Below are 13,941 nucleotides of genomic sequence, written 5' to 3'. Positions count from 1 at the left end.
CTGGCTATATTGGCACCAATTCCAGCCAAACCTAATCGCAACAAGATATCCTTCTCTATACGATTAGGTCCATTGGATATCAACGGCCAGTGAAAAATGCAATTAAACTAAATACGATATTTGCTGTCATTAGCACATGCTTTAGCATGTCTAGCTTCTCTCAGAGAATTGCCAAAATTATTGAAAAATCTGAAAGCTTTCCTTTCAATGAGACAATAACCCAAGAACAAATTAAAGACTTAGGGTTTAAAAAAGGCAGCTATGATATAGAAAAAAGCAAAGAATACATCAGGTATTATCACGCTCCTGCTTCATCTAAAGACGGCATTCATTACTCAGTCAAATATGACACCGACGGCAAAGAAAGCACCGTTAAACTTGATTTACCAAAAGATGCACTGAAAGAAAAATATTCTGGAACAGTGATTTTATTACATGGGTTCCGATCATCAAAAGAGTTCATGTTATTTTCTGCTCAATACTTTCGCTTTCTTGGATTTCAAGTTGTAGCTCCGGACCTCCTTGGTCACGGGGAATCGAATAGCACCAAAAAATATGGTGTAGGAGATAGTGAAATCATCAATAAACTTATTGATGCACTCATCAGTAAAGGGGACATCAAGGACAAGCCCTTATATATCGTAGGAAACTCTATGGGAGCCTTAACGGCTCTCTATATCTCAGCCATGAGATCTGACTTAAATGGAATTATTTTACTTGCCCCAATGGTCCCTTTTGATCAAGCCGTGTATAACTACGGTAGGCTCAATCATCCCATACTTAGCCGGGTTATACCCGAAAATAAAATTCGAAAAGGAGCAAATCTGGCTCTGGAGCAGTCTGGTATTGAACCGAGTGATACCAATATACTTCCCCTTCTCTATTCTTCCAAGCTCCCCATACTGCTAATATCTTCCCCCTCGGATCTAATTGCACCCTATGGTAATTATATAGCTTTAGATCAATCAAATATTAATTTGGTGAAAATTCCCAATAGAAGCCACCCAAGCATATCGACCATTGGAAATATTGAACACGAAGCAATTATCAGCTGGCTTAATAAACTGTAAGATATTTACGCGATCCAAGAATTTCTCAGCTTTAAGGATAAATCACAAAGTCACCCTTAAATAAGCGCATAGATTTATCAAATCTAATTGATCATCTGCCTCGGTGAAAACATAATGATAGCCATACCCAGCATTGCTACAGCGGCACCACTCACATCCCAAACAGTGGGTTTAACACCGTTAACCAGCCATAACCACATTATTGAGGAAAAAATATAAATTCCCCCATAGGCGGCATACACCCGGCCCGCTGGAGCCGGATGCAACGTCAATAACCAAGCAAATATCGCCAAACTTATACCGCCAGGTACTAGAAGCCAAATACTCTTGTCCTGCTTTAACCACAAGTAAGCCGTGTAGCAGCCTATTATCTCTGCAAGCGCCGTAGCCAGGAACAAAGCTATAGTTTTTATTTCAAACAGTAGCATGAACGTCTAGGTGTTTAGCTATTTACCGGACAAACATTTTCAAGACGCATTGTGAAGGCTCTTTTCATATATGAAAATTGTTCAATGGTCTCCATATGCTTACTCAGGGAGTTTCTTGCACGTGTGAATTTTCTCTTTTCCGCTGCATTCATTCCCTCGTTAAACATATATAAGCTTTGCAGTGGTGCCATGGCAGTTTTCTCTGTGCGATAAAAAACATCATCAGACATCGCCAAATCAACTTTATCCCGTATGGAGCCATCCGGCATAATTTGTACCGATACGCTGGGAACGTAATTCGCAATAGGGCCGTCAAAGTTAAGAACGGTGGATTCCTTCTCACTCAACTTCTTCGCCACATAAACCTTAAGCTTGTTATTGCGCACTTCCAATTTTACAAACGGTTTAATAATTTTAAACTTCTCCTTATCCTCCTCAAATAGTTTCACGGATGCTTCAAGCATTACCAAGCTTTGAGTATTGATAAAGCGTTCATATTCTTCCAAGTGGCACGATGCCTGTACCCCACTACTCAACAAGAAACATAGACTAAAGGCTAATCTTTTCATTGATCTAAATATTATCCTTAATATTTGATAAATTGATCGCCTCAAACATCAACTGGCGCACTGGTTAACCCAGCACAGTTTAGACCTCATTGGCATCACTATTAGCCAGTGATTGCGCTTGAAACTTTCTTACGATAAAAAATACGTACCCTGCTTCTTTTTCCGATTAATTTACGCCACTAATAGTAAAAAAGGTGAAGCTGTTACAGCTTCACCTAACGGGTTTAGTAATTAAAAAAATCCTGATCTTTGCGGAAGTTAGTCCCTACCGATAATCCGACAGTACTACCGGCGGCAGTTCAGCGGCCTCTGACATCCACTCTTTTACGCTGTCACGCGCCAGCAACCGGTCTATCCATAGTTTAGTAAGCGGCCAGGGCTGCAAATTTGGGGCGTGGGAGAAAATTCTTATCACGGTTGGCACAAAGGCTAAATCTGCCAGGGACAAAGCGCCCATCAAGTAAGGGCCACCATTTTGCTCAAGCTCTCCTTCCCAGGCGGCAAATAAGCGCTCCGCATCCATCTCTTCTTCAGGGGTCATTAAACGTTTATCTGGATAAAATGCACTTTCAAAGGACAGACGTGGACACAACCCGGACAACCCAGAATGTTGCCAGCTAAGCATGGCCCGTGCTCGCGCCCGCATCAATGGATCTTGAGGTAACAGTTCACCAGAGCCTATGTCATTGGCATATTCCATAATGGCCAAGGAGTCAAAAATAATCATATCTCCCTCTTCCAGTACGGGTACTGATCTCGCAGGGGATAACTCTCCTATACGCTGTAAGTTCTCGAATCGCTGTGGCCGACGAATATCTACAACCACTTCCTCAAACTGAACTTCCTGTTCACGCAGTGCCAGCCAAGCCCTAAAAGCCCAAGTGGATGCATTTTTAGTACCCGAGTACAGAACACGAGACATAATTAATCCATTGTTATAGTTGAATTATATTGATCAATTTATAGCTTCAATTATACCGTTCAACAGCTAAACAATTAGAATATAGCATCAAATTTATTGCGCATTAACTGTACTGCCATTCATGGTCATCAATGAATCAGCACAAACAGCTATTTTTTTGAATCCCTTCACAAACTTGGAGGAGATTAAATGGCGACTCAAGTTAAAGCTAACTCTCTCTATTCAATTGAATCGCCAAAGAAGTACAACTTAAGTTTCTCAAATAGCTTAAAAATTCAATCTAGGCAGCTCGGGTTTTTAGTAATGGCATCATTAGCGTACCAGGTGTTGGTGCCACTACAAGTAGGGTCAACCGTATCATTCAAATCAAAGGGATCATTACCTGAAGAGATATTCCCAGTTATGATATTATTAGTTGAATTGGTGGATTCCAGTACGATACCACCATCAGCAGTATCTCCATCTCCATTATCTGTTGTTATATTTTGGGAGATTACATTACTGGATGAGCCTTCGATTAAAATTCCTGCCCCACCATTATTGGTGGATATATTATTAAATACACTTGAAAAGCTATCATCTATCTGAATCCCATCAGAGAAACTGCCGGTGACGATGCAAGAAGAGAAAGTATTGAAATCATCATCCATATCAACACCCACCCGACCACTGTTGGTAATTATGCATCCATTAATAATGTTAAAGATACTGTCAATATCAATACCATCGTCAACACTATTAATAAGTTCAGTTCCTATGACCGTGTGATAACCCACACCCTCTATAAAGATATTGTCAAAACATCCATCAATGGTACCGCCAATCAGCACCGCGCCTTGCCCCTGGATACGTATTCCAGCACCACCAAATCCCGCGCCTGTAGCACAGGTCACAGAGAAGCCTTCCATACTCAAGCTACCTTCAGGGCCAACTATAGTCAGGGCATCTGGATCAGCAGCAGTAAGGTCACAGGATAAATCCTGTGTAAGCACTTCGGCGGTTGTAATAACATCACCACAGGATACCTGAGCTGATGCTACAAAAGAGTATGACGCTGTAAATAGCCCCATTACGCTTAATATTAATAACTTAATAACTGACTGTTTAATATCCATGTAGAACCTCTGTCAATTTTAAATATGAATTGGATTTCCTGGCCTGGGATACAGACTGCCTCCTTAGTTTGGACCTGACTATTAATTCCGCCATAAGAAAAAGTACCTAAAGTACTAAGCTGCAATCAGCGGGGAAACAGCAAATCGAAGGGGGGTAAAAATTAGGGGCACAAAAAAACCCGGCCGGTGCCGGGTTTTTTTAACAAAAGATAAGGATATTACTTCAAGCCAAGTACTTCTTTACCCTGGATAAAGGTAACGTCAACCGGAATACTGGCCTCAGCCAAGCGATCCAAATCAGCCTGCAGTTCAGGGCCAATTACGCCTTTGGTCTCCAGCAATGATTTGGCTTTCTCGTAATCGCCATCACCCTGAATAGTAATGATTAAACGAGACAAGTTGGTCATCGCCTGTTGCATCTTTTCAAAATCAACACTGTATTGACCAGTCTTGGGATCGCGAGTGAAGGCACCCTGCTCCTTAAAGTAGTTAAAGCGCATCATGTTGGCTTTACCGTGGGCACTGGCCGCACCAAAACGTACGCTGCGGAAAATACCCGCCAGGAAGGTGACATAGTTATCCATCAACTGGCCTTCTTCCAGCTCACCTTTTTCATGCAAGCGGGTAACCATGTACAGACCGAGGATATCAGCCTTACCTTCTTCCAGGGCGGAAGAGGTTTCCTTCAAAGCCTGGCGAACATTATTTCCGCCTTCTACGGTCTTTTTAATTCCCAAACCGTGGGCCACTTCGTGGAACATGGTGTTGGCAAAGAAAGCCGGGAAGGTAATATTCTTGCGCTGATCTTCTGCAATCAATACATCGCTGATCGGCACCAGAATCTTGTCAAACTTGGCCTGCATTGCATTCTTCAGCTGCAAACGGCGAGTGCCTTTGGCCAGCTGTACTTCCTCATCATTGGGAAGGTTAATGGCAATAGTCTTGGAGCCCGCGTTACTGTGGCCGGCGTAGAAGAGTACATCGTAGGCATTCAAGTCTGAATCAGTACCGGGCTCTTCAGATTTGTATTTTTCCTCAACCGGCAAACCTCTCTGCAACTCGGGCAGCAGAGCGGCAAACTTGGCCAGTTTTTGACTCCACTCTTTGTCTTTCAGCAGGACGTAGGACTCATAAGCGGTACGATAGGCAAACAGCTGGTCTTCATAGTTTTCAATAGGACCAATAACCACATCGATATCATTCTCCTTCATATCCATCCAGGCCATATCGCTGGGGCGGAAATTATCGGAGAGAAGTGCATCGGCACGCATGGTGAGGTAGTTAGAAAATTCCTTGCTCTCAGCCAGTTCGGCTGCCTGGCGCAGAATGCTGGCCGCCTTATTCAGGTCCGCATTGTAGGCTTCGTTGTAAGGCACCAGTTCGAGACTGCCAGACTCATTGCGGCGTACCAAGGAGTACAAGCCGTCTTTTCCTGCCTGGTCCCATTTCTCGAACTCTTCGCGGGTCATATCCGCTGGGTAGAAGTTAGCACCCAGGGGCTTATCTCCATAACCAACAATAAACGGCTTATTGTCGTTAAGGCGATCCCAGGGGCCATAGTTGATATCGGCAAACTTACGAGCGCGGTTGTCTTCAATATCCGGCAGCAATTCCTCAGCTGGGCCGTAGGATTGCAACCAGAACAGGCGATCCATAATCTGGCTGGCATCAATCAGCAGGCCAATCATTTTGCGCTGGTTGTCGGAGAGACCGCTTAGATTTGCAGTGAGCTCAACCGGTACATAGATATCAAAACGCTTATCCGCATCTTCTACCTTTTGGCCTGAGGGCACAGGTACCGTCTTGGACTCTACAATCTGAGCCTCAGCTTCCGCTTTGGCAACTTCTTCGGGCTGCTGCTCTTTTTTGGAACAAGCGCCAACAAGGGCCAGTGCCAACACTGCTGCCGCTATCTTGGTAGCCTGAAAAGGAATGGTCATATCGCTCTGCCTATCATTTTTTTGTATCGGCGCCACATTAGTCTGGCTGTAGGGATTTATCAACCGTCATGGCGTAGGCACCTCGGCCGCTTGGGTCTCAGTTCCACGCTCCTGTTGCTGCATACGCCAGAGGGCCGCGTAGTGTCCGTCAGCCTGCATCAATTCCCGATGAGCTCCCTGCTCGACTATTCCGCCCTGATCCATTACCAGAATGCAGTCTGCATCCACAATTGTGGAGAGGCGGTGAGCGATCACTAACGATGTCTGCTCGCGGGCGATCTCCTGCAGGGATGCCACTATGCCCTGCTCTGAGTGGCTATCGAGAGATGAGGTCGCTTCGTCAAAGATCATAATCGGAGGCTTTTTCAGCAGGGCCCGAGCGATAGCAACCCGCTGCTTTTCCCCTCCGGACAATTTGAGACCCCGCTCCCCCACCAGGGTATCGGCCCCCTCTGGCAGTTGCTGAACAAAGCCTTCCAGCTGGGCGTGACGGATCGCCTCATCCACCTCAGTATCTGAGGCATCTACACGTCCGTACCGCACGTTGTCCCGAATCGACTGGTTGAACAACACTGCATCCTGAGGCACAACACCAATAGCCCTGCGCAGCGACTCCTGGGAAACACTGCGAATATCCTGGCCATCAATGGAAATGGAACCGCTGTTAGCGTCATAAAAACGAAACAGGAGCTTAAAGAGGGTGGATTTACCTGCACCGCTAGCGCCAACAATTGCCACTTTTTGCCGTGGCTCCACAGCAAAGCTGATACCTTTGAGGATCTGGCGATTATCTTTGTAGCCAAACTGGACGTTATCAAACTCAATTCGGCCCTCCATCACGGTGAGGGGGGCCGCCTGGGGAAGATCTTCCACAGCAGGTTTTACCGCCAGTAAAGAGAACATTTTCTCAATATTTGCCAGTGCCCCTTTCATCTCCCGGTACACAAAGCCGAGGAAATTTAGCGGTATAAAGATCTGCATCATAAAGGCATTCACCAATACGAAGTCACCGATGGTCATAGTGCCTTTGGTGACTCCTACCGCGGCAAGAACCATTGCTGCACACATAGCGCTGGCAATAATCAGCGCCTGGCCACTATTTAGGCCAAACAAGGACAGCCTGTTCTTACGCCGGGCCTTCTCCCAACTGGCCAGCTCCCGGTCATAGTGACCGGATTCATGTCGCTCATTGGCAAAGTATTTAACGGTCTCATAGTTGAGCAGACTATCAACTGCACGGCTACTGGCCTGTGACTCCGCCTCATTCAACTCCCTGACAAAGCGCGTACGCCATTCAGTGGCTACCACAGAAAAGCCGATATAAATAATCACTGCGGCCAGCACTAATAGCGCAAATAACCCGCTGTAATTCCACCAGAGCAACCCCGCCACCATAGCTATCTCTACCAGCGTGGGTACGATATTGAAGACCATAAACCGCATCAGGAACCCGATGCCGCTATTGCCCCGCTCGATATCCCGAGAGAGCCCGCCGGTACGGCGGTTCAGGTGAAAATCCAGGTCCAGTTTGTGCAAATGCTGGAACACTTCCAACCCGACCCGGCGCTGGGCCCGCTCAGTGACACGGCCAAAAATCGTGTCTCGCAGTTCGCCAAACAGAGTGCTGGAAAGGCGCACAGCCCCATAGGCCAACAGCAGCCCCAAAGGTAATGCCACTGCCTGGGCCATACCCCCAGCACTATCCAGGTCATCGACAATATGTTTGAGCAAAAATGGCAGGGTAACGCCCGCAACCTTGGCGCCAATCAGGCAGAGGATCGCCAAGACTACGGCGCGGCGGAACTCCAATAAGTAGGGGAAGAGGGTTTTGAGTGCACCCCAGTGCACCTCATCCAAAGAGACAGTGGATTTGGGTCTCGGCATAATCTATCCAGGAGGAGGAAACAAGCGCCCATTATAATTCGTAGATTAGATTTATATAGACGCTTACTCTCAAATGGGGAAGAGATGTATTTCCTTATAGGATCTACCTTCTAAACTCATAAAGACACAGTAAGCCGCCAGACTTAATCATATTGCTTCAGAAAAACCCCAATTGGCGAAACCTTATAAACCCTGAAGTTTGCCCAATAAAATTACGGCCCGGTTATAGCTAAACCTTACAATAAAACTCGTGTGCAATTCCCTTGCAAGGTAGCTATTTATTATTTTTTCCTGCTCGCCCAGAACTGTTTATCTATTAGGGTAGTTTAACGGTGACATTCTCATACACTGGGAATTAACAATACTGAATTATCAACCTCTAAACATATAGAATGAGATTCTTCGTCTATTTCTTTAACAAGAAGAGTTATTTAAGCCCGCCTTTCTTAACTTGTAAAAAACAGCATATCTGAACCAATCTTTAAGCAACGTCAGTTAAGTCGGCGGGCCACTATATAAGTAACTTTTTATTCATCTTATCAAGTTAACATAAGGGGAATATGCGAATATTGTGCATTATTCCCCCTAACCCAACGAGTTCCGGGAAAGATAGCTCTACCTGGTCCAAGACCAACCTCAGCATAAGTTAGAAATCGGTTACCTTTTTTAACCCTTAGCGTCCACTCTTGCGCAGCTAAATGGTTAGGATTTGCTCTCGAATCTGGGCCATGCCCCCAGACAGACCACCTGAAGGCAGTGCAGCTCCACTCGTACTTGAATCCAGCAAATGTTCTGGGGCCAGGAACATAAACATCCTGAGTACCCAGGGGAATTAACGCCCCCAAAGCCTCAACATCAATATACCCTTCAACTGCATCCTCAAAATCCTGTTCCGTTGGTACATTCAACCCCCGGGGCACTACCAATGTAGAGAAATTGACCATTGGCATATTAAATCCTCCTTAATTTATTAAAATCAAACCTCGTGTAAAAACATGAAAACTAAAGACCTGTCATTTATCACTTAGCAAACCCGAAAACAGATTTATTTTGAATCAAACAACCTTCTTCCTAGACAACGAAAACAACTTTATGCTTAGCCCCAGCAAAGAACCATTAAAAAAAATATATCAACCTGATAGATATTTACCGGCATGAAAAAAATCTACGGATATGTCGAGACCTACTAACAATTTATTACACTAGAAACCAAAAGAATCACGCCATCCCGTCGACGGGCAAAGCATATGGCACTATTTATGTCGAATAGAGCCTCAACCGACAAAGCTGAGGCCTACCCAACCAACAGAGGGAATCAAATAAATTCAATTAATTTAATTTCAGCAGCAGAATTAAAAACAACCTCTTAAAATTTCTCTTGCATATTACTGATCATGTAATTCATAACTTCATCTTGATCGTTAACTAGGTTTTCTATCAAGTCAAGATGATCCCGATTATTCGCTAACTTGAAATAACAGGGATTATCCATTTTTAGCATTTTCTCCTGATACTCTTTCGTCTGCCGAAAAAACTCTGGTGTATCAAATTCAGGCACAATTAAATGTAGCGGGCATTCAGTTTTGTCTATACCAGGCTCTAACAGCTGGGGGCTCACCTTTTCGGCGGATTCCATCGACATATTAATGATGTCATTGACAAAACTATTGACCAGTGGGCGAATGTCAAATAGTCCCGCCAGGGAAAATGCACCTTTAAACTTACTTTGAGCAGACGCCGGTACGCCAAATTGACTCCAATCCGTCTGATGTAACAGTGCTACCAGTTGGCCACCTGCCGAATGCCCCACGATGTAGACAGATGGAGCCCCTTTTTCCTCGGCCTCTTTCAGCACGCTCGCCACTGCCCACTGTACCTGCGAGACAATAGACTCCATTGGAGTATCATTTTCCCAATCCGGGGCCATACGGTAACCCGGCATATAGATCGCAAACCCCTCTTTATTAAAAGGCTCGGCCAGAAAAGAAAACTGCTCTTTTGAAAACCACTGCCACCAGCCACCGTGAATATAAATTACGACCGGTGCATCCTCAGCAACTTCGTCTGACCTGAAAACATCCATCGAGCCAGCTAAATCACCTTCCCCAAAATTGACAGTTTGTAAACCGTCCTTAATCGCGTTGCGATATGCCAAGCTACGACTGCCAGTAAACTCAGCATGAGAAGGCAGCAGAAGATCAGTTGGAAGACGGCGGGTCCACAACGTAGGGTTATATTGCTCGTCCGTTTTCTCACGGGTAAAGCTATTCCAAAATTCACTCACGTCTAGCACCCTTACTTTTCGCTAGGATTTATAGCTTCGAACTGGTCATCACGCAGTAGCATAGAACCGTCCTCCTGTAGGACCCAGAGTTCACGAGTAATGACACCTTCTGCGTTGTTCATTTTCCAATTACTTGAGAGCACGGTTGAGGCTTCATCAACTACTTCAATTTTTGCTCCAATATAGGCCACATCCGCAAAACCCTGATCTATCAGATTTTGCCAGAAAGCTTGTATATTCTTTCGACCTTCGAACAGGCCAAAGGGTTTGGCAGTCATTTGAGCCTGCTCTTCATACATGGATGCACACCCAGCTGCATTGCCACTATTGAAGTAAGACTTCCACTGTTCACTGGCAGCTTTTGTTTTCTCAATCAGAATGTCGCTCATATCAAAATCCTCTTCTGTAATAGGTAACGACCTTGTGCCTATAGATTGCCCCATGGCCATGGTTGTGATAAACATCCATTAATTGATATTAGTGTTTAGGAAAATTAAACAATGAAGCCAAGCCTGGAGGATATGCAGGTATTCCTAGCCGTTGTAGAGGCGCGCAGCTTCACACTGGCAGCCGACCGCCTGGAGCGCACCAAATCGGCAGTAAGCCAAGCAGTTACCCGGCTGGAGTCTGATATCGGCACCCGCTTGCTTTACCGCAGTACCCGCTCCCTATCTCTCACCGAGGCCGGCTCAGAGTTTTACGCCCATTGCCGGGAGATCAAAGATATTTATAACTCAGCAATAGCGGGGCTTAGGAATAGCGGTGACAAATTGGCGGGCTCCCTATCAGTAACAGCGCCTCACGCACTGTGCGAACCAGTAATTATTCCTGCAATCATTAAGTTGGCCGAGCAGCACCCGCAACTGAGAATCAGGCTGTTAGCCAATGACTCCCCCATGGATTTGATTGAATCGCAGGTAGACCTGGCCATTCGAGTAGGCAGTCTTGCACTTCAATCGGCAAAAGTTTCAAAGTTAGGATTGTTAGGAGAAAGTCTCTACGCCAGCCCGCAGCTTATTGAAAAGCTATGTGGCATTCCCTCAGACCTTGCTGAACTACAAAATTGGCCGCATATCGCTAATGATTGGCAGGGCATGCCATTAAAGTATGAATTGAATAGTGGGATTCAGGTAAAAGCCACGCCTAAGGTTCGCTGTAACTCCTTACACGATATAGTACAGTTAACCGAAGCCGGAATTGGGATTGCCAGGTTGCCCGATATTATCGCTCGAAAAAAGTGGATACCGGCACACTTTGCCCTATAACATCTGTTGCCGCTGCACCCATCCATTATATGCATCTGTTTTCCAAAAGGCCGCCAACAAAAGTACAGACTTTTATTAAGGCTATTAAATCCCAATTACAAACCTGTAGTAAAAATTAATGGTAGAAACAGGCTTCGTCTATTTAAAAGCATCAAGCTAACCTTACAGCCATCCGAATAGACTTCCATTTTAAACTTTAGCAATGACGAACCTGTCATTTTACAGGGAGCTACAGATAGCCTACTAACTCAATAGGTACAAGGAGGGGCTTATCCATTTCACAAAGAAATGCAAGGCAAAATTGACGCTTGGACCGAATAGTTATTTTACCAAGCAAATCCACATTTAAATGACCAGAGCTGCAAGCTCCAGTCATTTAAACGACTGAGTTCTATTCTCAATGCTAGCCCAGCCTCCACGCCCTCAGATTTCATACTCTGTACTGTAAGCTTGAGGAGTGGAGGGCTCTATGATTTTTTTCTTATTATTTTTCAACTATTTTCCGCAGGCTTCAATTCCAATCAATTGCAGCGAAAGTACTTAAACGTAGAATCCTGGGTATAACGCACCAGTACCTTTCCGCCAGATATCAGAGAGTACACCTCCTCTGACTTCCAAGCTTCTCCTTCACCCTGCATATTGAAAACCAGATGAAGATTGCCATCACTCTGGCTAGCAGACATCAACTGGCCTGAAGACTCCGTAAATTGAATACGACTATCCGCCAGTGTCATCGAGTCGGCCGATGAAGAAGCGTTACAGGATTCCTCGGTTCCAGCCCATTGTCCCTGATACTTAGGAGGTACAGTGGACATTGCACAAGCCTGGATTAATCCGATTCCCAGCAACACACAGAAAAAAGAGAGAGATCTCATTCAAGCAATCCAATAACGTATATAATAAGAAAAATTAAGGATATAAGAACCTTACAGTATATCTAGTACTTACGTCTCAAATAAATCCCACCATTAGCTAAAACCGTGAAATAGTCACCAAACGACAAAGGATTTTAGGGCTTGGTATTGCTTCACTTTACACAAACAAACACTTCCCAATTTTATTAATAATTCTCTCAAGGTTACTTACAGGATTCCGGGTTAGATAACAGGTTTTGATTAATACTCAATTAATATCCTAGGTGCGCCCCCAAAAACCATCACTAGAAACTATCCTCTTCAATAGCTACTGGCGATAAAGGTCAAGGTGAAGAAATGGATGAGATTCAACAGCTAAAAGATCGACTAGCGATTAGTGATCTACTCGCCCGTTATACATTAACTATCGACAGCAATGATGCCCGAGGCTGGGCCTCATTATTTACACCCAATGGCCGATTTGAGCATGGCAATATTATGATTCGGGGAAGAGAAAAACTGGAGCGCTACGCAGCGGTTCACAGCAAGTTGGGAAGCCGGCATATTACAAGCTCCCCCTACATTTTATTTCTGAAGATGGGCAATCCGCCTCAGGGAAAGCAACGACCGTAGAAATCATAGCAACACGATCCGGCTATCGCATTTCTGCTGTTGGAGAGTACCGGGACAAACTCGTTAAAGTCGATGACAACTGGTTAATCGAATGTCGACGAGGAGAAGAAGTTAAACTTCCTGAAGCCCCTGATTTCCCAATCCTCAGCGCCGATCCCGATGCCGGAAAAATAATGAAAATACTAATCGATGCTTGGGATGACTTAGGTGAGCCGATACCAGGGCTTCCCAAAAAATAAAAAAATTCTAATTAGTAAGCCGAGCTAATTAAGTGCACGCAGCGGCACATCATCGCGGCGCCCTATTGATGCCCCTAATATTTTTACTAAAAATTCGGTTAATACCCCTGCAGTAAAGCCCCAAATTTCGAAGTCTTCATACATATACGCCGGAAGGTATATTTCCTGGTTATCAATAATAATACGATCAGTGCGAATACGCGGGTCTGCAAGAAAGAAAGACAGGGGGACTCGAAATACTGCATCCAATTCTCCTGGGTTTGGGAATAATTGGATATCCGGTGAAATTATCCCTACCCAAGGGGTCACATGTACCTGCCAGCGGGTAGTCCGCGGCCAAAGGGGGCCGAGTACGCGTACGTCATCCATAGGTAGGCTGACTTCTTCTTCCGCCTCACGCAAGGCGGTAAATTGAAGCGATGGGTCCGTGGCATCCCAGCGCCCCCCAGGGAGAGAAACTTCACCGGAATGTGTAGAGAGATTTGCAGAGCGCTTAGTTAGAATTACTTGTGGGTCCGGCTCTTCTGTCAGGGCAATCAGTACTGCGGCATGGCCTTGCAGGTCAGGTCCTGCCGGAACCCTTGCTTCCAAGTCCTCAATTTGCCCTACGATTTTCTGTTCAATAATCTCTAGCATAAATCTGTGCCCTGCCCCGATCGCTGCGGGGGCTCCATAACATTCATCATACCGTTTTTCAGCGGTAACACTGAGCGATATGCCACAATATCCATTTGTGAC

14 protein-coding genes are annotated in these 13,941 nt (G+C 45.2%); 3 read left to right on the top strand and 11 right to left on the bottom strand.

The window, feature by feature from the left end; genetic code table 11:
- Positions 1-89: 89 nt before the first annotated feature.
- Positions 90-1,070, top strand: coding sequence for an alpha/beta fold hydrolase (locus QT397_09610; protein ID WNZ57575.1), 981 nt, complete (start codon positions 90-92; stop codon positions 1,068-1,070).
- An 83-nt stretch (positions 1,071-1,153) separates the two neighbouring features.
- Here QT397_09610 and QT397_09605 read toward each other — a convergent pair whose 3' ends face one another.
- From QT397_09605 to QT397_09565, 9 genes are all read right to left on the bottom strand, one after another.
- Positions 1,154-1,492 carry a YnfA family protein gene (locus QT397_09605; GenBank protein ID WNZ58530.1) on the bottom strand — a complete coding sequence of 113 codons (339 nt, stop codon included), beginning with the start codon at positions 1,490-1,492 and terminating at the stop codon, positions 1,154-1,156.
- A gap of 20 nt (positions 1,493-1,512) precedes the next feature.
- A complete protein-coding gene (locus QT397_09600; GenBank protein ID WNZ57574.1) occupies positions 1,513-2,004 on the bottom strand; it encodes a hypothetical protein in 492 nt (163 codons plus the stop codon).
- Between the two features lie 328 nt (positions 2,005-2,332).
- Positions 2,333-2,989, bottom strand: a complete 657-nt coding sequence (locus QT397_09595; protein WNZ57573.1) for a glutathione S-transferase family protein — start codon at positions 2,987-2,989, stop codon at positions 2,333-2,335.
- Positions 2,990-3,264: 275 nt separating this feature from the next.
- Complete coding sequence (locus QT397_09590) at positions 3,265-4,104, bottom strand: right-handed parallel beta-helix repeat-containing protein (protein ID WNZ57572.1); 840 nt, start codon at positions 4,102-4,104, stop codon at positions 3,265-3,267.
- Between the two features lie 218 nt (positions 4,105-4,322).
- On the bottom strand, positions 4,323-6,044 hold the full coding sequence (locus QT397_09585; protein WNZ57571.1) for a Zn-dependent hydrolase: 1,722 nt from the start codon (positions 6,042-6,044) through the stop codon (positions 4,323-4,325).
- Between the two features lie 66 nt (positions 6,045-6,110).
- A complete protein-coding gene (locus QT397_09580) occupies positions 6,111-7,928 on the bottom strand; it encodes an ABC transporter ATP-binding protein/permease (GenBank protein ID WNZ57570.1) in 1,818 nt (605 codons plus the stop codon).
- 539 nt (positions 7,929-8,467) lie between these two features.
- Positions 8,468-8,878 carry a hypothetical protein gene (locus QT397_09575; GenBank protein WNZ57569.1) on the bottom strand — a complete coding sequence of 137 codons (411 nt, stop codon included), beginning with the start codon at positions 8,876-8,878 and terminating at the stop codon, positions 8,468-8,470.
- Positions 8,879-9,294: 416 nt separating this feature from the next.
- Positions 9,295-10,212: an alpha/beta hydrolase gene (locus QT397_09570; GenBank protein WNZ57568.1), complete on the bottom strand. Its 918-nt coding sequence runs from the start codon at positions 10,210-10,212 to the stop codon at positions 9,295-9,297.
- A gap of 11 nt (positions 10,213-10,223) precedes the next feature.
- A complete protein-coding gene (locus QT397_09565; protein WNZ57567.1) occupies positions 10,224-10,601 on the bottom strand; it encodes an isochorismatase in 378 nt (125 codons plus the stop codon).
- 111 nt (positions 10,602-10,712) lie between these two features.
- Between QT397_09565 and QT397_09560 the strand changes: the two genes are divergently transcribed.
- The gene (locus QT397_09560; protein WNZ57566.1) at positions 10,713-11,477 is read left to right on the top strand and encodes a LysR family transcriptional regulator; all 765 of its coding nucleotides are present in this window, start codon (positions 10,713-10,715) and stop codon (positions 11,475-11,477) included.
- A gap of 521 nt (positions 11,478-11,998) precedes the next feature.
- On the opposite strand, the gene QT397_09555 is transcribed toward QT397_09560, so the two are convergent.
- On the bottom strand, positions 11,999-12,292 hold the full coding sequence (locus tag QT397_09555) for a hypothetical protein (protein ID WNZ57565.1): 294 nt from the start codon (positions 12,290-12,292) through the stop codon (positions 11,999-12,001).
- A gap of 396 nt (positions 12,293-12,688) precedes the next feature.
- Here QT397_09555 and QT397_09550 point away from each other — a divergent pair, with 396 nt between their 5' ends.
- Positions 12,689-12,964 carry a nuclear transport factor 2 family protein gene (locus QT397_09550; protein ID WNZ57564.1) on the top strand — a complete coding sequence of 92 codons (276 nt, stop codon included), beginning with the start codon at positions 12,689-12,691 and terminating at the stop codon, positions 12,962-12,964.
- Between the two features lie 263 nt (positions 12,965-13,227).
- Here QT397_09550 and QT397_09545 read toward each other — a convergent pair whose 3' ends face one another.
- Positions 13,228-13,839, bottom strand: coding sequence for a CoA pyrophosphatase (locus tag QT397_09545; GenBank protein WNZ57563.1), 612 nt, complete (start codon positions 13,837-13,839; stop codon positions 13,228-13,230).
- Positions 13,840-13,941 lie beyond the last annotated feature (102 nt).

This window comes from Microbulbifer sp. MKSA007, assembly GCA_032615215.1.
GTDB lineage: Bacteria > Pseudomonadota > Gammaproteobacteria > Pseudomonadales > Cellvibrionaceae > Microbulbifer.
Note: the sequence above shows the minus strand (reverse complement) of the source record. Positions and strands in the feature narration are given on the sequence as shown.